Annotated in this window: 27 protein-coding genes; 10 read left to right on the top strand and 17 right to left on the bottom strand. The window is 64.7% G+C overall.

Annotated features, from left to right (window positions below; all coding sequences use genetic code 11):
- Positions 1–55: 55 nt before the first annotated feature.
- The 5 genes from A9X00_RS00480 to A9X00_RS00460 all read right to left on the bottom strand — a co-directional run bounded on the left by A9X00_RS00480 (position 56) and on the right by A9X00_RS00460 (position 3,887).
- Positions 56–1,039, bottom strand: a complete 984-nt coding sequence (locus tag A9X00_RS00480; RefSeq protein ID WP_067147617.1) for an NmrA family NAD(P)-binding protein — start codon at positions 1,037–1,039, stop codon at positions 56–58.
- Positions 1,040–1,118: 79 nt separating this feature from the next.
- Complete coding sequence (locus A9X00_RS00475) at positions 1,119–1,583, bottom strand: tautomerase family protein (RefSeq protein ID WP_067147614.1); 465 nt, start codon at positions 1,581–1,583, stop codon at positions 1,119–1,121.
- A 9-nt stretch (positions 1,584–1,592) separates the two neighbouring features.
- Positions 1,593–2,516 carry an alpha/beta hydrolase gene (locus tag A9X00_RS00470; RefSeq protein ID WP_082974598.1) on the bottom strand — a complete coding sequence of 308 codons (924 nt, stop codon included), beginning with the start codon at positions 2,514–2,516 and terminating at the stop codon, positions 1,593–1,595.
- Entirely contained in the window at positions 2,513–3,451 is a 939-nt protein-coding gene (locus A9X00_RS00465; protein WP_232006625.1) for an MBL fold metallo-hydrolase, read from the bottom strand. The genes A9X00_RS00470 and A9X00_RS00465 overlap by 4 nt, the downstream gene beginning before the upstream one ends.
- A complete protein-coding gene (locus A9X00_RS00460) occupies positions 3,432–3,887 on the bottom strand; it encodes a helix-turn-helix domain-containing protein (protein ID WP_232006624.1) in 456 nt (151 codons plus the stop codon). The genes A9X00_RS00465 and A9X00_RS00460 overlap by 20 nt, the downstream gene beginning before the upstream one ends.
- A gap of 55 nt (positions 3,888–3,942) precedes the next feature.
- Here A9X00_RS00460 and A9X00_RS00455 point away from each other — a divergent pair, with 55 nt between their 5' ends.
- Positions 3,943–4,926: a zinc-dependent alcohol dehydrogenase family protein gene (locus A9X00_RS00455; RefSeq protein WP_067147603.1), complete on the top strand. Its 984-nt coding sequence runs from the start codon at positions 3,943–3,945 to the stop codon at positions 4,924–4,926.
- A 252-nt stretch (positions 4,927–5,178) separates the two neighbouring features.
- Here A9X00_RS00455 and A9X00_RS30410 read toward each other — a convergent pair whose 3' ends face one another.
- From A9X00_RS30410 to A9X00_RS31075, 6 genes are all read right to left on the bottom strand, one after another.
- Complete coding sequence (locus A9X00_RS30410) at positions 5,179–5,316, bottom strand: hypothetical protein (RefSeq protein WP_156771860.1); 138 nt, start codon at positions 5,314–5,316, stop codon at positions 5,179–5,181.
- Between the two features lie 85 nt (positions 5,317–5,401).
- Positions 5,402–5,782 (bottom strand): type II toxin-antitoxin system death-on-curing family toxin, encoded by a 381-nt coding sequence (locus tag A9X00_RS00450; RefSeq protein ID WP_067147601.1) that lies wholly within the window; start codon positions 5,780–5,782, stop codon positions 5,402–5,404.
- Entirely contained in the window at positions 5,779–5,976 is a 198-nt protein-coding gene (locus tag A9X00_RS00445; protein ID WP_067147599.1) for an antitoxin Phd, read from the bottom strand. The genes A9X00_RS00450 and A9X00_RS00445 overlap by 4 nt, the downstream gene beginning before the upstream one ends.
- 63 nt (positions 5,977–6,039) lie before the next feature.
- Entirely contained in the window at positions 6,040–6,582 is a 543-nt protein-coding gene (locus A9X00_RS00440) for a carboxymuconolactone decarboxylase family protein (protein ID WP_232006623.1), read from the bottom strand.
- 245 nt (positions 6,583–6,827) lie between these two features.
- Positions 6,828–7,868, bottom strand: coding sequence for a phosphotransferase family protein (locus A9X00_RS00435; protein ID WP_067147593.1), 1,041 nt, complete (start codon positions 7,866–7,868; stop codon positions 6,828–6,830).
- Positions 7,865–8,989 (bottom strand): hypothetical protein, encoded by a 1,125-nt coding sequence (locus tag A9X00_RS31075; RefSeq protein ID WP_067147590.1) that lies wholly within the window; start codon positions 8,987–8,989, stop codon positions 7,865–7,867. Before A9X00_RS31075 ends, A9X00_RS00435 begins: the two co-directional genes overlap by 4 nt.
- A gap of 66 nt (positions 8,990–9,055) precedes the next feature.
- Here A9X00_RS31075 and A9X00_RS00425 point away from each other — a divergent pair, with 66 nt between their 5' ends.
- Entirely contained in the window at positions 9,056–9,655 is a 600-nt protein-coding gene (locus A9X00_RS00425) for a TetR/AcrR family transcriptional regulator (protein WP_067147587.1), read from the top strand.
- A 27-nt stretch (positions 9,656–9,682) separates the two neighbouring features.
- Here the strand turns inward: A9X00_RS00425 and A9X00_RS00420 are convergent, their stop codons facing one another.
- Positions 9,683–10,282, bottom strand: coding sequence for a TetR/AcrR family transcriptional regulator (locus A9X00_RS00420; protein ID WP_067147583.1), 600 nt, complete (start codon positions 10,280–10,282; stop codon positions 9,683–9,685).
- A gap of 105 nt (positions 10,283–10,387) precedes the next feature.
- Here A9X00_RS00420 and A9X00_RS00415 point away from each other — a divergent pair, with 105 nt between their 5' ends.
- The gene (locus A9X00_RS00415; protein WP_255363046.1) at positions 10,388–11,251 is read left to right on the top strand and encodes an SAM-dependent methyltransferase; all 864 of its coding nucleotides are present in this window, start codon (positions 10,388–10,390) and stop codon (positions 11,249–11,251) included.
- A 28-nt stretch (positions 11,252–11,279) separates the two neighbouring features.
- Positions 11,280–11,567 (top strand): hypothetical protein, encoded by a 288-nt coding sequence (locus A9X00_RS00410; protein ID WP_232006622.1) that lies wholly within the window; start codon positions 11,280–11,282, stop codon positions 11,565–11,567.
- A gap of 8 nt (positions 11,568–11,575) precedes the next feature.
- On the opposite strand, the gene A9X00_RS00405 is transcribed toward A9X00_RS00410, so the two are convergent.
- From A9X00_RS00405 to A9X00_RS00390, 4 genes are all read right to left on the bottom strand, one after another.
- Entirely contained in the window at positions 11,576–12,241 is a 666-nt protein-coding gene (locus A9X00_RS00405; protein ID WP_067147573.1) for a nitroreductase family protein, read from the bottom strand.
- Between the two features lie 23 nt (positions 12,242–12,264).
- On the bottom strand, positions 12,265–12,978 hold the full coding sequence (locus A9X00_RS00400) for a 2OG-Fe(II) oxygenase (RefSeq protein WP_067147571.1): 714 nt from the start codon (positions 12,976–12,978) through the stop codon (positions 12,265–12,267).
- Positions 12,978–13,490, bottom strand: a complete 513-nt coding sequence (locus tag A9X00_RS00395) for a methylated-DNA--[protein]-cysteine S-methyltransferase (protein ID WP_067147568.1) — start codon at positions 13,488–13,490, stop codon at positions 12,978–12,980. Before A9X00_RS00395 ends, A9X00_RS00400 begins: the two co-directional genes overlap by 1 nt.
- A 74-nt stretch (positions 13,491–13,564) precedes the next feature.
- Positions 13,565–14,005, bottom strand: coding sequence for a VOC family protein (locus A9X00_RS00390; protein ID WP_067148071.1), 441 nt, complete (start codon positions 14,003–14,005; stop codon positions 13,565–13,567).
- A gap of 109 nt (positions 14,006–14,114) precedes the next feature.
- On the opposite strand from A9X00_RS00390, the gene A9X00_RS00385 reads away from it, so the two are divergent.
- On the top strand, positions 14,115–14,621 hold the full coding sequence (locus A9X00_RS00385; protein ID WP_067147565.1) for an RNA polymerase sigma factor: 507 nt from the start codon (positions 14,115–14,117) through the stop codon (positions 14,619–14,621).
- Positions 14,618–15,223, top strand: coding sequence for a methylated-DNA--[protein]-cysteine S-methyltransferase (locus A9X00_RS00380; RefSeq protein WP_067147562.1), 606 nt, complete (start codon positions 14,618–14,620; stop codon positions 15,221–15,223). The genes A9X00_RS00385 and A9X00_RS00380 overlap by 4 nt, the downstream gene beginning before the upstream one ends.
- Before the next feature lie 67 nt (positions 15,224–15,290).
- Here the strand turns inward: A9X00_RS00380 and A9X00_RS00375 are convergent, their stop codons facing one another.
- Positions 15,291–16,604: an aldehyde dehydrogenase gene (locus A9X00_RS00375; protein ID WP_197515011.1), complete on the bottom strand. Its 1,314-nt coding sequence runs from the start codon at positions 16,602–16,604 to the stop codon at positions 15,291–15,293.
- A gap of 97 nt (positions 16,605–16,701) precedes the next feature.
- On the opposite strand from A9X00_RS00375, the gene A9X00_RS00370 reads away from it, so the two are divergent.
- The 4 genes from A9X00_RS00370 to A9X00_RS00355 all read left to right on the top strand — a co-directional run bounded on the left by A9X00_RS00370 (position 16,702) and on the right by A9X00_RS00355 (position 21,848).
- Positions 16,702–17,631: an alpha/beta hydrolase gene (locus A9X00_RS00370; protein WP_067147559.1), complete on the top strand. Its 930-nt coding sequence runs from the start codon at positions 16,702–16,704 to the stop codon at positions 17,629–17,631.
- A gap of 35 nt (positions 17,632–17,666) precedes the next feature.
- Positions 17,667–18,284 (top strand): TetR family transcriptional regulator, encoded by a 618-nt coding sequence (locus A9X00_RS00365; RefSeq protein WP_082974593.1) that lies wholly within the window; start codon positions 17,667–17,669, stop codon positions 18,282–18,284.
- A 238-nt stretch (positions 18,285–18,522) separates the two neighbouring features.
- A complete protein-coding gene (locus tag A9X00_RS00360; RefSeq protein ID WP_197515004.1) occupies positions 18,523–18,957 on the top strand; it encodes an MmpS family transport accessory protein in 435 nt (144 codons plus the stop codon).
- Positions 18,954–21,848, top strand: a complete 2,895-nt coding sequence (locus A9X00_RS00355; RefSeq protein ID WP_067147554.1) for an RND family transporter — start codon at positions 18,954–18,956, stop codon at positions 21,846–21,848. Before A9X00_RS00360 ends, A9X00_RS00355 begins: the two co-directional genes overlap by 4 nt.
- Positions 21,849–21,890 lie beyond the last annotated feature (42 nt).

Genomic DNA, 21,890 nt, shown 5'->3' with positions numbered 1-21,890 from the left:
GCCGCTCGAATCAGCGCTGCGCCGAGCTAAATGGCGGTTGACACGAGCGTGCAGCCTAGGTCGTTAATGCGTTCGCTGCCACGACGTCCTTTTCGCTAGTGGCCCGAGTGAAGGTATCTCGATTCGCTTCTAGGAAGTCAGACAGGCCAACGGGTTCTCGGCCAATGAGTGCGCGCAGCGCTTCTCGATCCGCCGGAAACGCGCGTCCAGCCCGGGCCACCGTGTGACCAACAGCCGAGATGTGCTGCGCCATAGCCGGATTGACCGCGTCACCCGGACCAACTGACCGCGCCAATGCGATTAAATCCTCGCGCCACTGGTCTTCAGTGGCAGCCTCGTAGCGAATCGGCCTGCCCGTCACCTCAGTGAGCAACTCGGCGATCTCAGTGTGGTTGTATTCCTCGGATCCGTACACATACATGACCAAGTCCGAGAACCGCTCAGGATGCAGCAAACCCGCCAGGCCCAGCTCTGCCGCATCAGCGGCGTTAATCCAGGCGATCTTTCCGGATCCGAACGAGTTGCGGATGAGCCCGTACTCCCGCACCGAGTGGCGATGTAATACCACCAGGTTCTGGTGAAACAACGCCGCGACCCGGAAGATCAGAAGGTCAAGCCCGGCCCATTCCAAGACCTGCTCGGCGACCCACTGGTCCCTGCCGAGATTGCTCAGGCTATGCGGAAGGGCCGGGCCCATTGACATCACCACCGTTCGCGGCCGGCGCCCCACTTCACAAATCGCGGACGCATAATTCGAGGCCGCCGGGATGACGCCGGCGTCGATCGGATACGTGAAGTAGGCCAAGTCAACGTCGGCAAGCGCTGGCAGCAGCGTGCGCCGGTCGTGGAGGTCGCCAACGAAGATTTCGGCGCCTACGGCCTCGAGTTGCTCGGTCCTGTCACTACGCTTACGCGCCAGCACCCGTACCGCGCGGCCCTCGTCGCGAAGGCGGCGTACCAGATATTCCCCGGTGTTGCCGTGGCGGCCAGTGGCTCCGATGACCAGGATTGGATTCTTCGTCTCTTCAGTTGACGTCACGTCTACTCCTCCGCCGCTGGGTCGGGTGCGAGGTCGGGTCTGCCGCCAAAGCGCGCCAAAGACATGTCGCGGGCGATGCCTACGCAGTCGCCGCGGCGCTAGGCATCGGCTTGCTGGGTTTGTTCTCGTCGATCCAGCGCTTCATTTGTTCTGAGCCGGGGTCGGGTGGACGCATGCCTTGGACGGTCCACTGGTCTAGGGGTGTGTCATCGATGTGGATCTCCCAGTCAAGCCCGCGATCACGAACGTATGGATGAATGGACTTGTTGATGAATTTCAACAAGGGCTCGCGTAGCTCGACCGGCATCGCGTAGGCGATGTGGTCGATGGAGAATCGAACGAAGTCGTTGCGTGCGACACCCCCAATGAACAATGAGTCTCGCCGCACGTCGTGGAAGACCACCACGACATAGAAGCGCGGCATGGCCATATCGGGTATTCCGTTCGCCGGCGAGGCGTAGATATCGGTGATGGCTTCAGCGAAGGCGCGCTTCTCTTCGTTGGAGTAGGTGCCTTCAGCGCAGTACACGTTCCACAGCGGCATGATCGCTCCCTATCCGTGTGCTTGTGTGCCCGCAGGTTCCCCGACAGGCGCGCCGAGGTGCTCGACGAACCAGTCTCGCGCCGGGGGCCCGGTCTCCTGGAAAAACGTTGTGTAAGCATCGAAGTGACCACCGTCATAGGTCACCAACTTCTTAGGTTCTGGGGCAGCTTGGTACACGTCGTGCTGAACGTCGGTGTAGGTGCACCGGTCGTGGTCCGCAATGATCATCAACAACGGCTTGGGTGTGATGTAGGGCAGCCAGCCGGCCGGCTCGAAATCGAGAAAGTTCTCTAGTGAGCGGATGGTGGTCTCATTGGTCCACACGCCGGCTTCGATCGCTTTGCGGGGCTCGTCGGGTACGTCCCCGGGAAACGCGCACAGCTCGTCGGGATCATCGGAGAACATCGGTACCGTCATCGGCGGCAGGCCATTCAGCCGGGCTGCCCGGTCGATGGCAGCGCGACGGCGGATCTCGTCGCGCTGCTCGGCGGTATAGAGCTTGACCGCGTTGCGGTGACCGCTGACATTCGGGATCTGGGCGACCACGCAACGGACGCGCGGATCGTTGGCGGCGGTGACGAGGGCCAATCCGCCCGAGAAGCTCGACCCCCAGACCCCGAACCCAAGGGTAGAGTCGAACTCGGGTTGTGATTCGGCGAAGGTGATTGCGTCGCGCAGGTCGGTCAGTTGCTTGAAGGGATCGAGTTCCTGGCGCGGTTGGCCCCCTGACGTGCCGAAGCCGCGGTTGTCGAAGTTCAGCACGGCGAAACCCGCCTCGGCGAACAATGCCGCATAGGCGTCGATATGTGGTTTCACGCCGCCGAAGCCCGGACACATCACGATCCCGGGGTGCGCGTCGGTGCCGTCGGGTGCGTGCAGATAGGCCCGCAGGATCGTGCCGTCCTCGGTTGTGATCTTCGCGCGGCGCATCATCGTTGGCTCCCCGCGCCAGCACCCTGCGCCTTCGCCTGTTTCCGGGAGAACCACGACTGTGCCGAGAAATGCAGCGTCCAGCGGTTCCCGAAGTCGGGGTACTTGGCCTTCATCAGGCTGACCAGTTCCCCGGGACTGTCCAGATTCTGCGCCCCTTCGGCGAAATCGGTGATGTAGGAACGTGTTTCCTCCAGCATCCGGCTGACGTCGTAATCGGAGGCCTCGTGCTTGCGATGCCCGGCGACGATCATTTTCGGAGCGAGCTTTTCGATGGCGTCGATACTCTTCAGCCAGCGCCGCCAACCGCCGGGACCACTTAAGCCGAGCATGGCGTGGATTTGGTTGTAGACGACGTCGCCGGCGATCACCGCGTCGAGTTCCGGCACGTGCACGACAGTGCTGGGCTCGATGTCGCCTTGCCCAATTTCGATGATCCGAAGCTCGTGGCCCTCGAGATCGATGGTCAGCTCGTCGAGGGCCTGGGGTACCGCCGTGGGTTTGGCCACCCGCTCACCGAACATCGTGGCCCACTGCTGGGATTCGATCTCAATCGCTTGGTTGATGTAGTCCACCACCGGTGCGGTCGTGACGACACGCGCATCGGGGAACTTTGCGAGCAGGGCGCTGGCGCCGTACCAGTGGTCGGCGTGTCCGTGGGTCACATAGATAGTCGTCAGCCGCTTGCCGGTGCGCTCGATGAACTGAACCAACTCGTCGACGTCGGAGCGGATGTGCTGTGCATCGATCAGCACAGCGTCGGACTTGCCCGATATCAGCGTGGATGTCGTCGCCGAAAACGTTCCTCCGCCTTTTTCGAAGTTCAGGAACGGTCCGATATAGACGTCGGCGCGAAGGTCGGTGGCCGAGGATGAAGTGCTCACAACCGTGTGTCCTCTCATATATTCCAAGCTCGATTCACCCCTGGCCGTGGCCATCGCGTGTCCGGTGAAAGTAGTTCCCCCTCAACACGGCCGCGCTGCGGTAGACGTCGCGGTCGGGGTCGTCGGGTGAGACAACGTGGGCCAGTCCCCATTTCAGGAGCGCCCGGAGCAAGGGTGCGAGTTCTTCACCTGACTTCGTCAAGCGGTACTCGAACCGTTGCGGCGTCGTTTGGTACGCGACCCGCTCTACGATTCCGGCGTCGACCAAGCTCTTGAGCCGGGCGGCGATGCGGTCGCGGGGCGCGCCGGTGCCCGCGACGATTTCGTTGAATGTGCTTGCACCCAAGGCTAATTCACGCACGACGAGCAGGGACCACCGCTCCCCCACCACCTCGATGGCGGCGGCGATGGGACAGGGGCGCCCTGGGAGTTCAGCCAGGCGACTACTGCTCATGAGCGCAAGCGTGACACAGATCGGTTTGAAAATCAAACCTATCTGAGTATCCTTCGACGTACTCAGATGTTCGTGCAGATAGGAGCTTCAGATGAAACATCTCGTTTTGACCGAATACGGCGAGCCCGCCGAGTCGGTGCACCTGGCCGACAGCGCGGAGCCCACGCCCGGACCCGGACAGGTACTGGTACGCCTCGAGGCTACCGCGATCAACCCGTCCGACCTGTTGCTGCTGCAGGGCCGCTATCTCGCCCGGCCCGAATTGCCCGCCACAGTTGGAGCCGAAGGCGTGGGAATCGTCGAGCAGGCCGGCCCGGACGTCGATCGCGCCATCGTCGGCAAACGGGTGATCGTGATCCCGACATACACCTACGGCACGTGGTCACAGAAGGTGGTGGTAGCGGAGCGCGACGTCGTCGAAGTTCCCGGCACCGACACGCTGCAACTGGGCATGCTCTCAATCAACCCGGTGACGGCCCACCTGCTGTTGGGCGGCATCGTCCCGACCCGCATCGGCGACTGGGTCGGCCAGACGGCGGCCAATTCAGCCGTGGGCCGGCTCGTGGTGACACTGGCCAGGCGGAGAGGCCTCAAGACGCTCAACGTGGTGCGCCGCGAGGACGTCGCCGATGAACTTCGCCGAGCTGGAGCCGATGTCGTGCTGGTCAACGGGCCCCACTTGGCGACCGACATCACGCGGGCGCTCGGTTCGCAGAAGCTCAGCCTGGTCCTCGACGCCCTGGGCGGGCCTACCGCATCCGCTCTCATCGCGGCACTTACTTTCCGGGGTACCGCCGTGTCGTACGGGTCGCTGATCGGTCCGCCGTCAGGTGTGTCATCGGCCGACCTCTTCGCACGGGAGGTGCGGTACACCGGCTTCTGGCTCGGCAACTGGTACTCCAGCTCACCCCACCACGAAATCGTCGCCACCTTGCAGCATTTGGCGTACTTGGTGGCGGACGGCGAGTTGTCGGTGCCGGTCGAGGCGACCTACTCCCTGGATGACTACCGCAAGGCTTTCGACCACGCGAGCGCCCCCGAGCGAGGCGGGAAAGTGTTGTTCACTTTCGAGTGACACGCTGGCCTATGAATGCACGAAGTGGTTCGAGATCCTAGGAGTAGCCGCAAGTGGGCCTACTGCCCTGTGGCCGCTTTGGCGGCCATCTGCTTGAGCATGGTGCCGTGGATGATGTTGATGCGTGATCTAGCCTCGGCGCACACTAGTGCCGTGACCCCGCTTGGTTGGTCCACCTTGAGTGAGAGTCTTGCCGCCCAATACCACTCATCGCTCTCGAAGCCGCCCCGGGGAGCTCACGCTGATCCGACCTCAGAATCGGCTCCAGCGCCGCTTGTCGATGGCGTAGAGCCAGGGCAATGTCAGGAATGGTGTCATGTACCAGATGTCGAACACCCACCAGCCGGTGACGCCGAAGACACTCGACCCGAAGCGATCCGGGTAATTCACCACCATATTCACCGCGTTCTGGGCACGGCGCTGCGATGATGAATCCTGATGCCGTGACCGGTAACTCGCCAAGAAATGCCGCGGTTTATGAAGCGGTGTACGAAGCCAGCTTTCCAGCGATAAGGTTGACCGACATGGTCCCATCGGTCGCGACCGCGTTCACGAACTGTTCGGCGTCGTCGATGTCAAAATCACCTAGCTGGATTCCGTTGATGCATAAGAAAGTCCATGCGGCCGCCCAAGCGGTGCGCTTGTTGCCATCGGCAAGCGCGTGGTTGCGCGCAACCGATTGCATGAGCGCGGCCGCCTTGGAGAGGTGGTCAGGATACGCGTCAATGCCGAAGACGGTCGCGCGAGGCCTCGCAACGGCCGCGTCGAGAAGGCCGTAATCGCTCACCGTGAGGACCTCTCCGACAGCCGCCGCGCCGGCGGTGAGGACGTCGTCGCGGTCGAGAAATTCGGTCACGCCAAACGCTGGTTGAGTTCGGCCGACCTCGTCGCGACGATTTTCGCAGCCTCAGCGACCCGGCGCTTGTGCTCACTGGCCGCCGACAGAATCGCCTGGTGGGCAAACGCGCGGAGAGACAGGTCATCGCCCGCTGCCGCAATGCGGACGGCCTCGAGTTCCTCGTCGGTAAACGAGATATTCAGCGAAGGCATGCGACTATAGTACCGTAACTGGTACTAAATTCAGCACCACTGATGGGTGGATGCACGTGGCACCTAACCCGACGCGACCACCGAGGCGGAGTTCCATGGCGCCACGCGTTCCGACGGAGCCGTCATCTCGGGAAGATGGTCACTGACGTCCCACGTCGCCGAGAGCCGGCCGACGCCCAGCGCGATCGCGCAGTGCACACCGAGTTCAACGAGCTGGTCTTCGCTGAAGTGCTCGCGCAGCTCGTCATAAACCGCGTCGTCGATGGCGAGATGGTCGGTGGCGAACAGCTCCGCGAAGCGTAAGGCGGATCGCTCGGCGGCCGAGAGGTTTTCGGCGTCGGCGGGGCGCTCCAGCGAGCAGACCGCGTCCTGGTCGAGACCGTCGTCGATGGCGCTCTGGTACCGCACCGCGATGCAGCTTCGGCATTGGTTGAAGAATGCGATGCGCAGCCGCACCAGTTCGAGCAGCCGGGGCGGCAGCGTACCGTGGCCGCGCAGCGCCGCGGTCAACGAGCCCAGCGCCTCGGCCACCGCCGGCAGGCGACCCATGATGGCGGCGACGCCGAGATTGATCCGATCCCCTCGACCGAGATCTTGTGTCGGCACCGCGGCGAACGCACTCGAAGGCTCGATTCGTGTCACGTCATCGTCTCCCGTTTACCGAGCAGTCTGGCTGCATCTCCTGGAGTATGGCCGCCTTGCGATCCGCTTGTCACTCCCCTGCGTGGCTGTTGGGGCAACTAGGGCGGATGTTCGGACCTCGCGAGCGGCGAGGCGTGGATCCGCCAAGCAGCAGCGCTCAACCAACGTCACCAACCGCCACGCCGACGATTCGTTATCGCGGTGGACAGTCAACCATCGTTGGACATAAGGCATTCCGCTTTCGACACGAGCGGGTTGTCGTCGACGCTCACGCCTGGATACTCGTCTCCGAGTGCTTGCGCGGTCCGTGCTTGGCGGTCCGTCACGGCCGCGGCGCGAAAAAGCGCGAAAACTTTGTGCCACTGCAGGTTTCTCATTTTGCGTCCGATACGGTTTTCGTACTCGTTCAGCGCGGCTTGACGGTCGCGGAATCCAGGCACGCGCTTGCCGCTGAGTTCCCCAAAGACCTCGTCCAACACCAAGAACCACGCAACGTCCATCTCGGGAGGCCCGATAGAGGCCAATTCCCAGTCCAGTACCACTGAAATGGTCCCGGTTTCGTCGTAGAGAATATTGCCCAGACGGGCGTCACCCCAACACAGGCTCAGAGACGAATGCGGCTCAGGGGGCACGGCCGCACACCAATCGAAGATGGCTTGAAGTCTCGGGTGAATCGCTCCATCGCCCGCCGCCCAGTTGAGATAGTCCCGCCACCAATCGAGTTCGGTTGCCATGTCTGCGCCGGATTGCCGGAATCCCTCTCCAAGCTCGAGTTGTCGCCAGTTGAGTCGGTGGAGGCGAGCCAGCACGCTGATGAACTGGTCTTCGACCCGCCGCTGCACAGCCGATGAGGACCGGTTGAGCCACCGATCAAATGCCGGCGCGTCGCCAACGGAGTGGCCCGGCTCGACACGCATGACCATGAATGCATCTCCGAACCAGCGCACGTCGTCCTCGTAGGCGACGAGGCGTGCCATCGGAATGCCTTGCGCGGCGAGTGCGACGTGTAGACGAGACTGCCCCTCCAAGTCGTAGTTCGGGAACGACGGAACGAGGGTAGGTAGGCGGACCGCTACCCGTTCGGCTCCGCCGTGGTACTCCACCGCGGCGAGAACGGTTTCGTTGGAGCGGCCACTAGCGGGACGGATGAGTTCGGTGACGGTTGTGCCGCTGGTGTTGAACTTGTAGGACCACCACGCGGCGAGGCCGTCTCTGATCGTCGTGTCATCTCGAAACAGCCCGGTCGTCATTTTGCGATGCTCAGTCCGCCACGCCCCCTCGCAGCCGTTTGATAGCAGAGCGGATCGTAGGCTTCGAATAAGCCGTAGGCGGTCTCGCCATCGCACTGAAAACGCATGTGGTGCTGATCCAGTCCGCGGATCTGCATACGCACCTGCGGATCGTTCACGTTGTAGCGCACATGACTGACTGCCACCTCGTCGGGGCGCTCTGTAACGCGCATTCCGTGCCAGAGGTTGCCGTCGGGGGTGCCGCCGTTCGGACCGCCGTACATCGCGCATCGCAGGTAGGCCACCTGCTGACCGAGCTGCTCGAAGGTCACGCGTTTGATCTCACCGGATGGGAGTTCCAAGTCCATTTCGCCGCCCACGAGCATGTCCGTCTCGGATTCGAACCGCAGCCGATGCGTGCGACGGATAGCGACGCGGCTGCCCCGGCGGGGGTCGCCCAGGTTGTACAAGATGTGATCGGCGAACACCGCCCAGTCTGCGAACTGCACGAACCCACCCGACGTGGGGTGCTGCCATCCCGACCACATCGCCGGGCCACCCACGCCGTCGCGGGTGCCCCAGTGGTGGTCGCGGCTGCCGTTGTGTTCTCCGCGATCGAGCACGTACCGCTTCCCCGATACTTCCACCCACCCGTCTTGAACGCCAAAGGCGTCGTAGCCGGCAACACCACCGAACGGCTTACCTCCGGCGATGACTCCGGCACCGATGTTGCGGAAGACAGCACGCTTGGTATCGAACCATCGGATGTCGAACGCAAGTTCAGAATCGTTGGGCGCCAGCCTGAGTCGCCACTGTTTGAATGGCTCGACCACGTCGAACGACAGCGGCCCGATCGCCGTCACCATCCGATCATCGCTCATCAGTCGGTGCGCCCGTACAGCGTGATGCTCGCCTTCAATGTTGACCAACGCATACGCCTCGGCGGTCCCGAGGTTCGGGTAGAAAGCCAAGCCGCATACCACCATCAGCACGCCAGCGGTGTCAGCCACTGAAAACCAGATGCGTTCGTATGCCTGCGCGTCGGTCGTCCACATGACGCGTACCGGGTGCGGGAAGTTGTGTACCAGGTATTCGTCAAGACCGCTGAGCGGTGAGTGTTCGTCGCTCGCGTTGAACGGCATCGCATCACTCCCTGAACCGAGACAGTTTGTCTCGTATCGGGAGGCTACACCATTAAGGTACGAAGAATGAGCGAACCCGCGCGCGGAGGCCGTCCCAGGAGCGCGGCGGTCCACGACGCGATCTTGGATGCCGTCAGGCAGACCCTGATCGAAGGCGGCTATGCCGAAGTAGCGATGGATCGGGTAGCGGCCCGTGCCGGAGTAGGGAAGCAAAGCGTCTACCGCAGATGGCCATCGAAGGCGCCAATGGTGGCCGAAGCAGTCCTGGACGCTTATCGCAGCGGAGCGTCGTTCGCGCTCCCGGACACAGGCGACATTGACGCCGATCTACGTACCTGGTTGCGCGGGTATGCCCAGTTCATCGCCTCTGCCTCCAACGCAGCGCTGCTTCGCGCGCTGCTGGCTGCGGCTGCGGAGGACAAACAGGATGGGGAGACGCTATACCGTCAACTCACTGAACCGCAGTATCACGCTGTCTTGGACCGTTTCCGTAACGCCGTCCAAACAAGCGCGATTCGCGCCGACGCCGATTTTGAATCCCTTGCTCAAGCACTCATAGGTGCCCCGGTCTACCGCGTGCTGGCCCACCTCGAGGCCGACGCGGCGACGTCGCAACAATTCGATGGTCTTGTCGAGGTAATCATGCGGGGACTGCACCGCGATTAGTCACGGCGATCAGTGCCCGGCGTCTCGCTAGGCGGGTCCTTGGGGCAATTTCGTCAGTGCTTCGAATGCTTCGTTGAAGATCGCGGCGACGGCCCTGTCGTCGGCGGTGGCGATCGGGTCCTTGTTGAGGAGGGCCCGCAGCACGCCGACCCCAAGAAGCAGGGCGGCGACCATCTCGGCGCGGAGTCGTGGTTCGTCGGCCGTGATTCTGCGGGAGAGGTTGCGGGTCAGGCCGGTTTCGAGCTGTTCGTTGAGGCGCGCGACGACGGCAGGATCGCCGCTGGAGCGCAGCAGCGCGAAAAGCGGGGCGTCGACGTCTCGGCGTGCGCGCAGCACCCGTTCGATCATGACGCGGCCTACTGCCTCGTCCGGCGCACGCCGTACCGCTTCGACATTGTCCGAAATGTCGGTCGCTTCCGCGAAAAGCTCATCTTTGGAACCGAAGTAGCGCTTGATGAGCATCACGTCGACGCCGGCCTGAGCCGCGATCGCCCGCAGCGAGGTCGCCCGATATCCGTTGCGCAAGAACTGTTCACGTGCCGCCGTCAGTAGCCGGGCCCGGGTGGCCGCGGCATTGCGTCGGGGCGGATTCGCGTCCGAGCTCACGTCGTCGTCCGTGGGCTTCATCCCACCTCCATCCGAATTTATCTACAACTGTAGACATATCCGTCGGCCGAGTCTAGACTCGGTTATGTCTACGTCTGTAGACAATCGCAGCAGGGGTGAGACGCTATGACCGAGCAACCGCAAAGGCATTCGGCCCCAACGGGCATCGGGGCGACATCTCTTGGCGTGGCAATGCTGCGTGCCCGCGAAAGCGCACGCACCGACCGGTTGTTCAACGACCCGTATGCCCGCGCGTTCGTTGACCACGCCGATCCGCAGGGATCCGTCTGGAACAACGAGGGTGCGGCCCTGGATTTCTTCCGGCTGATGGCCGAGCAGGTCGCCGTGCGCACCCGGTTCCTCGACCACTCGCTGCTCGAGGCCGCCGGCACCGGTGCCACCCAGGTCGTCCTGCTCGCCTGCGGCATGGACAGCCGGGCGTTCCGCCTGACGTGGCCGGCCGGCACCGTCGTTTATGAGGCCGATCGGCCCGAGGTCCTGGCCTTCAAATCCGCCGTGCTGCAAGGCATGCACGCGCAGCCGCGCTGTCACCGTGTCGAAGTCGCGGTCGATTTGCGAACGGATTGGCCGGCGCGGCTGGTCGAGGCGGGCTTCGACCCCGCGAAGCGTACGGCCTGGCTCGCCGAGGGCATCCTCTACGCGCTCGAACCCGGTGCGGCCGATGCGTTCCTCGATCGGATCACCGACTGCTCCGCGACGGGAAGTACGCTGGCGCTGGATCACAACGAGGATTCCCCCCTGCTTCGCACCGCGCGAGCGGCGATCTCACCCGAACTGGTCTCGATGTGGAAGGGCGGCCCGTCCGACGACTTGGGTGCCTGGTTGCAGCGACGCGGCTGGAGGGCCGAAATCCGTGACATCGCGCGGGTTGCCGCCGACTACGGCCGCCCCGCCCCGCCCGCATTCGATCCACGCAACGACGAAGCGAGCCGCGCCTGGGTGCTAACTGCGCACAAGACCGCGCCCTGAAAAACACGCACAATCAGGAGGATTCATCATGACCGGAATAATGCTCGTCAAACAGCGAGTAACCAGTGTCGACCAATGGAACTCCGTCTTTCGTGATCCGGAGCTTGACGCAGTGCGCCGCGAGCACGGCCTCGTGGTCACCGGAACCTACGTCGACGCCGACGACACCGACACCGTCATCGTGGCCATGGATATGCACGACGTGGACAAGGCCCGCCAATTCGCCACCTCACCGGAACTGGCCGCGGCCCGCGCACGGGCCGGCGCGATCGGCGCCCCCGACGGTGTCTGGTACGGGGCGCAACAGCTCCGGTAAGACCGGGCCTATGCGTCGAAGGGTTCCCCGTCGAAACGCTCGCGGGTGACGAACTCGGGAACCGGTCGTCGTCGCAGCTTCGTCACCCGTCGCAGCGGCTTGCCCAGCGGAACCACCGCTGCGATCGCGTACGAATTGGGCACGCCGAGAAGTTCTTTGACGCGCGGCTCCTCGGCGACGGCCATCGTGGTCAGCACTCCGCCGTAGCCCTCGTTGCGCGCGGCCAGCAGGACGTTCCACACGAACGGGTAGACCGAGGCGCCGGGCACCACGCCGATGCGATCGAGGTTCTGATCGGTGGCAGCGACGACGGCGAGGTCCAGACACGCCACGAGCACCACCGGGGCCTCGCGAATCGGGGCCGACATCTGCGCCGGTGCCTCCGTCGCCTCGATCGTCGACGCGTCGACGCCGGTCGGGTGCAACGGATTCCACGGCGTCTCGCCGTTGATGAGTTGCGCGGTGTACCGGCGTGCGGCGGGAAGTCCGAGGTCGGCCAGCGCTGCCCGGGTGTCCTGGTCTCGCAGCACGATCACGCGCACGCCCTGCCGATTGCCGCCGGACGGTGCGAAGCGGGCGTTGTCGAGGATCCGTGCCAGCACGTCGTCGGGAAGCGGGTCGTCGGTGTATTCGCGCACCGCGGGCGTCGATCGCATGACGTCGTAGAGCTCCATGCATGCCATCGTGCCGCACGCCCTCAGGCGGCGTCGTGAAAGATCAAGCCGAGGGTGCAGCGGTGACCGGTGCGAACCAGAGACACGCCGTGTCGCACGGGCGCAGCCGACCATCCCCGCGTCGAGCGGACCGGCCGTTCCCTGGTGGTGAAGATGTAGCCGTGCCCATGCGGCAGCGTGGTGGCGGTTCCACGCGACTGAGCCCGGGGCCGCTGCTCGACGAGCAGGAACTCACCGCCACTGTGCGCCACTCCCGGCTCGGTGAGGTTGATGACGACCTGAAGCGGAAAGACGAGGTCCCCGTACAGGTCTCGGTGCAGCGCGTTCCAATCGCCCGGCCCGTACTTGAGCAACAAGGCGGTGGGCTTGGTTTGGCCGGCGCGATGGCACATGTCCAGCCATTCGTCGAGCGTGTCGGGCCACGGCGGGTCGCGTCGCAGCTTCGTCCACCAGTCGCGGGCGATCGGCAACAACCGGGGGTAGAGCGCCTGTTTCAGCTCGTCGATCGGGTGCGGGTAGGGCCGCTGGAAATAGCGGTACTCGCCTTCCCCATAACGGTGGCGGCCCATGTCGACGGTGGCCCGGAACAGTTTGTCGTCGGGGTACAGATCGAGCATCGCGGCGCATTCCCTTGGGGTGAGCAGCCGCGGAAGCAGCGCGCCGCCAACCTCATTCATGTCGGCACTCACCGCTTCCCAGTCCGCGGCGTTCACCCTCCGAGCCCATTTCGACGGCATCAGAACAATCTGCCGGCAGCCGCGGGCACCGGCGCCTCCAGGTCTAGCAGGAATCGTTTTCGCTTCAGGCCGCCAGCGTAACCCGTAAGCTTGCCATCCTTTCCGACGACGCGATGGCACGGGACGATGATGCTCAGCGGGTTGCGCCCCACCACCTGACCCACTTCGTAGGCCGTGTAGCCGTCCGCCAACGTCGCCGCCAGCTCGCCGTAGGTGGTGGTTTCGCCGTAGCCGATGTCCGGCAACAAATCCCAAACTTGCTTCTGCCGCGGGTCGCCGCTCAGGGCGATGGGGACATCGAACTGGGTACGTTCTCCGGCGAAGTATCCGTGCAGCTGATCGGCCGCGCGCCGGAGGAGTTCATCGGCAACCGGTTCCACGGTCGGGCCGAGTGTGTCGGCAGCGGGTGGGTGCCAATGATGCCGGAAGTACACGCCCGTGAGGGTGTCGCCATTCGCGGCCAATGTCAGCTCGCCGAGTGGGCTATCGATCACCGTGTGTCGTGTGTGCATCGTTCAACCTCCTTTCCCGGTAGACGCCGAGGGATGCCCAAATGAGAGATCGCGACTTCGGGGGGAGGGCGGCTTCAGGAGCCGGCGGCGCGGCGAAGTGCGACAAGGACGGGATTGTCTGGCTCGGCCCATACGATCTCGAAGTAGTTGCCCTCCGGATCGCACAGATAGGCCGAGCGGCCGGTGAAGAACTCCGCGTCGACGGGTTCTTTGGTCACGCGTGCGCCGGCCATGCGCATGTGCTCCGTCAGCCGGTCGACCTCGTCGGCGGAGTCGACGTTTATGCCGATGGTGAAGCGGATGCCTCCGGCGCCCGGCTCGGGTTCCGTATGTCCGTCCCGGGCGAGCTGCGCGAGGGGGAATAGCGCCAGGACGATACCTCGGAGTTCAAATGCCACGAACTCGCCGTCGTCGACGATCAGCGGCCAGCCGAGCGCGCGATAGAAGTCCCGCAGCGCGGGGAGGTCACGGGCACCGAGAGTGATCATATTGGCCAGGGGTGCGGATGCGTTCATGGCGCCGAGTATCCGCCGCGCATCCGACATCGGAGGTCCTCACATTTGTCGACCCGCCGACGTCTTCACAATGAGGGTCACGGAACGTCACGGAGGAATTGGCGCCAAGATGAATGTCGATCGGCACGTCAAGGCGCCTTTCGAGGCGGTGGTGGCTCGACACGGCGCCACGGTGTGGCGGGTTGTACGCGCGGTGATCGGCCACGTCGACGCCGATGACGCCTGGTCGGATACGTTCCTGGCCGCGTTGAAGGCCTACCCGCAATTGCCGGCCGACGCCAACGTCGAAGCGTGGCTGGTGACCATCGCCCACCGCAAGGCCATCGACATCGCTCGCGGGGCCGCGCGCCGCGCCGTCCCCGTCGCCGATCCCCCCGACTCCCCCGCGGGCGAGCGGGCCGACGCGCACGATCTCGACCTGGACGCCGCGGTGGGCGCGCTGCCGCCCAAACAGCGCCAGGCCGTTGCCTACCACTACCTGGCCGGCCTGCCCTACGCCGAGATCGCGGTGATTTTGGAAAGCAGCGTTGACGCCGCCCGTCGGGCCGCCGCCGACGGTATTGCCACCCTTCGCCGCACCTATCCCCGCATCGATACGACAAGGAATCACCAATGACCACAACGGATCTCACTCAGCACTACCCGGTCGATCGCGAGCGCCTGCGGCGCCTGCACGCGCGCCTGGAAAGCGATGCCGAGGCCGGCGATCTGCTCGACATCGCCTATCGCACAGTGGACTCCGCCGTCGGACCGCTGCTGTTGGCGGCCACCCCGCTGGGGCTGCTGCGGGTGGCGTTCGCCAACGAAGACCGCGACAGCGTCCTGCAGAACCTCTCGGAGCGCATCAGTCCGCGTGTGCTCGAATCGCGCGCACGGTTGGATCCGATGGTGCGACAACTCGACGAATACTTCACCGGCCGCCGTCACAGCTTTGACGTCACACTGGATTGGTCGCTGTCACAAGGCTTTCGGCGCACCGTGCTGGAGCACCTCAACACCGAGGTCGACTACGGGGACACGGCCAGTTATGCCGCCCTGGCCCGACTGTCCGGCTCCCCCAAGGCCATCCGTGCCGTCGGCACCGCGTGCGCGACCAATCCGATCCCCATCTTCGTGCCGTGTCATCGGGTGATCCGGTCCGACGGAACGATGGGCGCCTACCGCGGCGGCCCGGCCGCCAAGCGCGTCCTGCTCGAGCTGGAACGGAACCAAGCCTAGCCGCGAAAGTGCAACTGGCGACACGTTTCTCGAGTGGCGGTGTCGGCAACTGCACTCTCGCGACGGATCAAAGCGGCGACCAGTGCACCACCTTCATGGCGGTCATCTCGTCGAGTAGCTCGGGACCGAAGACTCCTCCGGGGGCGCCCCCGAACACGTTGTTGATCTTGACGGTTCCGACCGGAAGGCTGCGCCACGCCTCCTGCGCGTGCGCCATGTCGCCGGTCAGCACGGTAGCGGCCAGGCCGAAGCGGTCGTCGGCGGCCTCGGCCAGTGCCGTGGCGAAATCCGGCACCAAGCGCACCGGCGCGATCGGACCGAACGTCTCCTCGCGCAGCACCAGCATGTCCGGCGCGCAGTCCGTCAGAACGGTCGGCGGATAGAACGATCCCGGTCCCGGCCGCGGTTCGCCACCCGCCAGAATGTGAGCGCCGCGCCGCACCGCGTCCTCGACGTGCGCGTGCACATGCTCGCGGTGGCGTTGGTCCACCAACGGGCCGATCCGATCGGCCCACGCCAAGGCCTCGTCGACCAGCGCATCGACGAATGCCTCCGCGATCCGCTGGACGACATAGACCCGCTCCACCGACACACAGATCTGGCCCGCGTTGGCGAACGTGCCGAGCGCCGCCTGGCCGGCCGCCCAGCGAGGGTCGACGTCGGCGTCGACGATCAGGGCGTCGTTTCCGCCGTTCTCGAGCAGCGCCTTGGCGCCGCGCTCGACACAGCAGCGGGCGATCTCCCGGCCGGTCGCGCTGCTGCCGACGTGTGCGACCACGTCGACGCGCTCCGACTCGGCCAACCGCGCACCGACCGTCCCGTCGCCGTCAACGATTTCCAGCACGCCCTCGGGCAGCCGGGCGGCCAGCAGCTCAGCGAACCGTCGACCGGTCCCCGGGCAACGCTCGCTGGGCTTGTGGACCACGGTGTTCCCGGTGACCAGCGCCGCGCCGAGGAGACCGGCGGCCACCGCTACGGGGTCGTTCCAGGGGGTGAGCACCGCGACGACGCCGCGCGGCCGCGGAACCATCAGATCCATCGCCGACCAATCGCCCTGCAGGCTGCGCCCACCGTGCAATGGGCCGAGTTGGGCGTATTGCAACAGGGTGCCCACTCCGGCCTCTACACCGCCGCGAGCGTCGTCGCGCAGTTTTCCGGTTTCCCGCTCGTTCAGTTCGGCGAGTTCGTCTGCGGCGCCGCGGACATCGGCCGCGGCCGCCGCGATCGCCTCGGCCCGTTCGGCGGGCGCCGTGCGCGCCCAGGCAGCCGCGGCATCCGCGGCGCGCCGGACCGCATCGTCACAGTCGGACGGCTCGGTGATGGGCACCTGCGTCACCTGGTCGCCGGTGCGCGGATCCAGGACGTTGATGACCTTGGTCATGGTCGAAGCCACGACCCCGTTTACCCTCTCGGTCCGCAGGCCAATCAGTTGATGACCACGTCAGGTATGGTCGGCGCACTGGAGCGGAGGGCACGCGATGGCAAACACGCACGCCGGCAACGCCTTCACGTCGCGGCACGCGGTGGATCCCGGTCTGCGCAAGGCGGCCCACTTCTTGCCCCGCGGATACGCGCTGCACCGGGGCTATCGGGTCCAGCGTGCGCTGATGAACCTGATGGGCAACGCGGGCCGGCTGCGTAACGTCCCGGTGGCCGCGGTCAACCAACACGTCACGGTTCGCCTGCACCGCCCCGTCGGCCTGCCCCAGCCGGCGCCGGCGATGCTGTGGATCCACGGCGGCGGCACAATCATGGGACACGCCGCCCACGACGACAAGTTTCTTCGCAAGCTGTCCAATCACACCGGTGTCGCGGTGGCCTCGGTGGAACACCGGCTCGCGCCCGAGCACCCCTATCCGATCCCGGTCGAGGACTGCTACGCGGCGCTGCGATGGCTGGCGCACCAACCGTGGGTCGATCCGGACCGCGTCGCGGTCGGCGGGGCAAGTGCCGGTGGGCATTTCGCGGCCGCCGTGGCACAGCGGGCGCACGACCGCGACGACGTCAAAGTCGCGTTCCAGCTGCTGGTCTACCCGATGCTCGACGACCGCACCGGCGCCAATCACGACGGCCACAAGCGCCTCATGTGGACCGAAACCGACAATCAGCTGGCGTGGCGGTGGTACCTCAACGGCGCGGATCCGCGGGAGGCGGCGCCGGCCCGTCGGGAAGACCTGTCGGGCCTGCCGCCGGCCTGGATCGGCGTCGGGACGCTGGACCTGTTCTACCAGGAGTGCTTGGACTACGGGCGCCGCCTGCGGGAGGCCGGCGTACCCGTCCACGAAGAGATCGCTCCGGGCGCGTTTCACGCGTTCGACCAGATCGCGGACAGGGCCCCGATATCGGTCAAGTTCTTCGCCAGTCAGTGCGCTCACCTGCGCGCGGCCCTAACCTCGCGCGGCTTTTGACTGCAAAGTTTGCGTATCGTGCAACGATGAGTGTCATGCGCAACCAGTGCCACCCGATGGGTCTTCGCGAGCGACGTCGTCGCCAGACGAGCGCGGACATCCGCGACGCCGCGGTGCGCCTGGCGACCGGCCGCGGCTTCGACAAGGTGACCATCGAGGAGATCTGCATCGAGGCGGGAATCTCGACGCGGACTTTCTTCAACTACTTCCCCACCAAGGAATCGGCGATCGCCTACGGCCCCTCCGACCTGCCCCCGGAGCTGGCGGAAGATTTCGTCGCGGCCGGTCCGGCACCCTATCGGGTGGTCCTGGCGGAGCTGATCACGCTGGCCGCGCACCATCTCCGCGACGTGCCCCCGCGACGCGAACAGGCCGTGGGCATGCTCGAGCTCGCCAAGACCAGCCCCGCCGTCATGGCCGCGTTTCTCGCCGAGCTGGAGCGGTTCCAGAACCAGCTGACCGACATCATCGCCCGCCGCCAGGGGATGCGGCCGGACGACGAGATACCCCCCTTGATCGCCGCGCTGGCATTGACGGCCGTGCGGTCGGGCATCGAACGCTGGGCCAGCGGCGAACCGAAGGATTCCGAAGACACGCCGATGCCCTACGTCGAAAACGCTGCCGCGCTGGTCAACAGCATCTTCGCCAAGTGACGGATAGTTAGCTAGATCACCTTGGTTTGCACTGTGTGCAAACTATGCAGGCGATGTATTATGCTCGGGTGGCATCAGGCGGGGGTTCGGCGATGCAGGGGCAGATTTCCCAGGGCCCGACGGCTCAAACTGCGCAAATCGCGGCGAGCTATGAACTCCGTTGTGGCGCAACGTAATGCGGTGATCACCTAGCGGGCGATGCAGCACCGTCGATTGACCAGGAGAGGAATCCACGCAGGTGCAGCTATCCAAGGTCGTGCGCAATGCGTGGTTGCCGCTCTTGATCGTCGCGGTGGTGGTGATTGGCGGGTTCACCGTGGCGCGGGTCAAGTCCTTTTTCACGGCCAATGACACCGGGGTCATGACCAGCCCCCGGCAGGATGACTCCAAGCCCTTCAAGCCCAAGGTCGTCAAGTACGAGATCTTCGGCTCGGCCAGCCACGCCAACGTGAACTACCTGGATCTCTCCGCCGACCCCAGGCGCATCGACGATGCGCCACTGCCCTGGACGCTAGTCCTCAGCACGACCGCGCCCTCGGTGTTCCCGAACCTATCGGCCCAAAGCGACGGTGACCGCCTCGGTTGTCGCATCACGATCGACGACGAAGTCAAGGACGAGAAGATAACCAACGGCGTGCACGCCCTGACCTTTTGCTTGGTGAAATCCGCATGAGCGCAAGCACCGAACACCCGACCGATATCCTTCCCGTCCCCAGGCACGCGGAGCGCCCGGCGATCCCGCGGATCATCCGACGTTTCGCCGTTCCCATCATCCTTGGCTGGATCGCGATCATCGCGGTGCTCAACACGATCGTCCCGCAGCTGGACGAGGTCGGGAAGCTGCGCTCGGTCTCGATGAGCCCGGACGACGCGCAATCGGTCATCGCGACCAAACACATGGGCGACGTGTTCCGCGAGTACAAGTCCAACAGCTCGGTGATGATCGTGCTGGAGGGCCAAAACCCGTTGGGCAACGATGCGCACGCCTACTACGACCAGATGGTCAAGAAGCTCGACGCCGACACCAAACACGTCGAACACGTCCAGGACATGTGGAGCGATCCGCTGAGCGGGGCCGGTGTCCAGAGCAACGACGGCAAGGCCGCCTACGTCCAGGTCTACCTCGCGGGCAACCAGGGCGAGGCCCTGGCCAACGAGTCGGTCGAGGCCGTGCAGAACATCGTCAAGAGCCTGCCGGCTCCGAACGGAGTCAAGGCCTACGTCACCGGACCCGCCGCCGTGCAGGCCGATCAGCACATCGCCGGCGACCGCAGCCTGCAGGTGATCACGACCGTCACGTTCGTGGTGATCATCGCGATGCTGCTTATGGTCTACCGGTCCATCATCACCGTGCTGCTCACGTTGGTGATGGTGGTCCTCGAACTATCCGCGGCGCGCGGCATGGTGGCGTTCCTCGGCTACTACAACATCATCGGGCTCTCCACGTTCGCCACCAACCTGTTGGTGACGCTGGCGATCGCCGCCGCGACCGACTACGCGATCTTCCTGATCGGCCGATATCAGGAAGCCCGGTCGGTCGGCGAATCGCGAGAAGACGCGTACTACACCATGTTTGGCGGCACCGCGCACGTCGTGGCCGGCTCCGGCCTGACCATCGCGGGCGCGACCTTCTGCCTGCACTTCACCAACCTGCCCTACTTCCAGACGCTGGGCATCCCGTTGGCCATCGGCATGGTGGTGGTGGTCGGTGCGGCGTTGACGCTTGGCCCCGCCGTGATCTCGGTGGCGTCGCGCTTCCGCCAGACGCTGGAACCCAGGCGGGCGCAGCGGACCCGCGGCTGGCGCAAGGTGGGTGCCGTCGTCGTCCGGTGGCCCGGCCCCGTCCTGATCGTGACGATCGCGATCGCACTCGTCGGCCTGCTGACCCTGCCCGGCTACCGGACCAACTACAACGACCGCAAATACCTACCCGCCGATCTGCCGGCGAACGCCGGTTACGCGGCGGCGGACCGGCACTTCTCGAACGCCCGGATGAACCCCGAGCTGCTGATGATCGAAAGTGACCACGACCTACGCAATTCCGCCGATTTCCTGGTCATCGACAAGATCGCCAAGTCGATCTTCCGGGTGCCCGGAATTTCGCGCGTGCAGGCGATCACCCGGCCGCAGGGCACCCCGATCGAGCACACCTCGATTCCGTTCCAGATCAGCATGCAGAGCGTCACCCAGCAGATGAATCAGAAATACCAGGCGGACCAGATGGCCGACATGCTGCACCAGGCCGACATGATGCAGACCACCATCGACAGCATGGAAAAGATGTCCAGCATCACCGCGCAGATGGCCGACGACATGCATGTCATGGTCAGAAAAATGCACGAGATGACCATCGACATCGACGAATTGCGCCAGCACATGGCCGATTTCGAGGACTTCTTCCGCCCCATCCGCAGCTACTTCTACTGGGAGAAGCACTGCTACGACATCCCGGTGTGCTTTTCGATCCGGTCCGTGTTCGACGCCCTCGACGGCATCGACACGATGACCGACGACATCCAGAGCCTGCTGCCCGTCATGGATCATCTCGACACGCTGATGCCCCAGATGGTGGCGCTGATGCCCTCCATGATCGAGAACATGCGAGCCATGAAGACGACGATGCTGACCATGTATTCGACGCAGAAGGGGCTGCAGGATCAGCAGAACGAGGCGCAGAAGAACTCCAATGCAATGGGCAAGGCGTTCGACGCGTCCAAGAACGACGACTCGTTCTACCTGCCCCCGGAGACGTTCAACAACGCCGAGTTCAAGAAGGGCATGAAGAATTTCCTTTCGCCCGACGGCCACGCGGTGCGGTTCATCATCAGCCACGACGGCGATCCCATGACGCCGGAGGGCATTTCGCACATCGAAGCGATCAAGAAGGCCGCGTACGAATCGCTCAAGGGAACGCCGCTGGAGGGCGCCAAGATCTACCTCGGCGGCACCGCGGCGACCTACAAGGACATGCAGGACGGCAGCAACTATGACCTGCTGATCGCCGGAATCGCCTCGCTGTGCCTGATTTTCATCATCATGCTGATCATCACGCGCAGCGTCGTCGGCTCGGCCGTGATCGTGGGCACCGTCCTGATCTCCCTGGGCGCATCCTTCGGACTCTCGGTGCTCATCTGGCAACACCTGATCGGCATCGAACTGCACTGGATGGTGCTGGCGATGTCGGTCATCATCCTGCTGGCCGTCGGCGCCGACTACAACCTGCTGCTGGTGGCCCGGTTCAAGGAAGAGATCCACGCCGGCCTGAACACGGGCATCATCCGCGCGATGGGCGGAACGGGGTCGGTGGTCACCTCGGCGGGCCTGGTGTTCGCGTTCACGATGATGACGATGGCGGTCAGTGAACTCACCGTCATCGGCCAGGTCGGCACCACCATCGGCCTGGGCCTGCTCTTCGACACGCTGATCGTGCGGTCGCTGATGATGCCGTCGATCGCGGCGCTGCTGGGCAAGTGGTTCTGGTGGCCGCAACGGGTGCGGCAGCGGCCGGTGCCCGCGCCGTGGCCCACGCCGGCCAAGAAAGGCGAATCCCTCGCGACGGTCTAAGCCCTGCGCCGAGTCTGCGCTCAGCGCGTGCCAACCGCCAAT

The sequence above is a fragment of the Mycobacterium sp. 1245805.9 genome (assembly GCF_001672915.1).
Classification (GTDB): domain Bacteria; phylum Actinomycetota; class Actinomycetes; order Mycobacteriales; family Mycobacteriaceae; genus Mycobacterium.
The sequence above is the reverse complement of the archived record's forward strand: the minus strand, read 5'-3'. Positions and strand labels throughout refer to the sequence as shown.

Excerpts from the sequence above, each read along its gene's own strand:
- A9X00_RS00415 (WP_255363046.1), top strand. The coding sequence starts at position 10,388 with ATGACCGAGCAACCGCAAAGGCATTCGGCCCCAACGGGCATCGGGGCG.
- A9X00_RS00435 (WP_067147593.1), bottom strand. The coding sequence starts at position 7,868 with ATGACGACCGGGCTGTTTCGAGATGACACGACGATCAGAGACGGCCTC.
- A9X00_RS00470 (WP_082974598.1), bottom strand. The coding sequence starts at position 2,516 with ATGATGCGCCGCGCGAAGATCACAACCGAGGACGGCACGATCCTGCGG.
- A9X00_RS00410 (WP_232006622.1), top strand. The coding sequence starts at position 11,280 with ATGACCGGAATAATGCTCGTCAAACAGCGAGTAACCAGTGTCGACCAA.
- A9X00_RS00355 (WP_067147554.1), top strand. The coding sequence starts at position 18,954 with ATGAGCGCAAGCACCGAACACCCGACCGATATCCTTCCCGTCCCCAGG.
- A9X00_RS00400 (WP_067147571.1), bottom strand. The coding sequence starts at position 12,978 with ATGCCGTCGAAATGGGCTCGGAGGGTGAACGCCGCGGACTGGGAAGCG.
- A9X00_RS00475 (WP_067147614.1), bottom strand. The coding sequence starts at position 1,583 with ATGCCGCTGTGGAACGTGTACTGCGCTGAAGGCACCTACTCCAACGAA.
- A9X00_RS00385 (WP_067147565.1), top strand. The coding sequence starts at position 14,115 with ATGAATGTCGATCGGCACGTCAAGGCGCCTTTCGAGGCGGTGGTGGCT.
- A9X00_RS00380 (WP_067147562.1), top strand. The coding sequence starts at position 14,618 with ATGACCACAACGGATCTCACTCAGCACTACCCGGTCGATCGCGAGCGC.
- A9X00_RS00465 (WP_232006625.1), bottom strand. The coding sequence starts at position 3,451 with ATGGCCACGGCCAGGGGTGAATCGAGCTTGGAATATATGAGAGGACAC.
- A9X00_RS31075 (WP_067147590.1), bottom strand. The coding sequence starts at position 8,989 with ATGCCGTTCAACGCGAGCGACGAACACTCACCGCTCAGCGGTCTTGAC.
- A9X00_RS00455 (WP_067147603.1), top strand. The coding sequence starts at position 3,943 with ATGAAACATCTCGTTTTGACCGAATACGGCGAGCCCGCCGAGTCGGTG.
- A9X00_RS00390 (WP_067148071.1), bottom strand. The coding sequence starts at position 14,005 with ATGAACGCATCCGCACCCCTGGCCAATATGATCACTCTCGGTGCCCGT.
- A9X00_RS00445 (WP_067147599.1), bottom strand. The coding sequence starts at position 5,976 with ATGCCTTCGCTGAATATCTCGTTTACCGACGAGGAACTCGAGGCCGTC.
- A9X00_RS00420 (WP_067147583.1), bottom strand. The coding sequence starts at position 10,282 with ATGAAGCCCACGGACGACGACGTGAGCTCGGACGCGAATCCGCCCCGA.
- A9X00_RS00375 (WP_197515011.1), bottom strand. The coding sequence starts at position 16,604 with ATGACCAAGGTCATCAACGTCCTGGATCCGCGCACCGGCGACCAGGTG.
- A9X00_RS00425 (WP_067147587.1), top strand. The coding sequence starts at position 9,056 with ATGAGCGAACCCGCGCGCGGAGGCCGTCCCAGGAGCGCGGCGGTCCAC.
- A9X00_RS00405 (WP_067147573.1), bottom strand. The coding sequence starts at position 12,241 with ATGGAGCTCTACGACGTCATGCGATCGACGCCCGCGGTGCGCGAATAC.
- A9X00_RS00370 (WP_067147559.1), top strand. The coding sequence starts at position 16,702 with ATGGCAAACACGCACGCCGGCAACGCCTTCACGTCGCGGCACGCGGTG.
- A9X00_RS00365 (WP_082974593.1), top strand. The coding sequence starts at position 17,667 with ATGCGCAACCAGTGCCACCCGATGGGTCTTCGCGAGCGACGTCGTCGC.
- A9X00_RS00395 (WP_067147568.1), bottom strand. The coding sequence starts at position 13,490 with ATGCACACACGACACACGGTGATCGATAGCCCACTCGGCGAGCTGACA.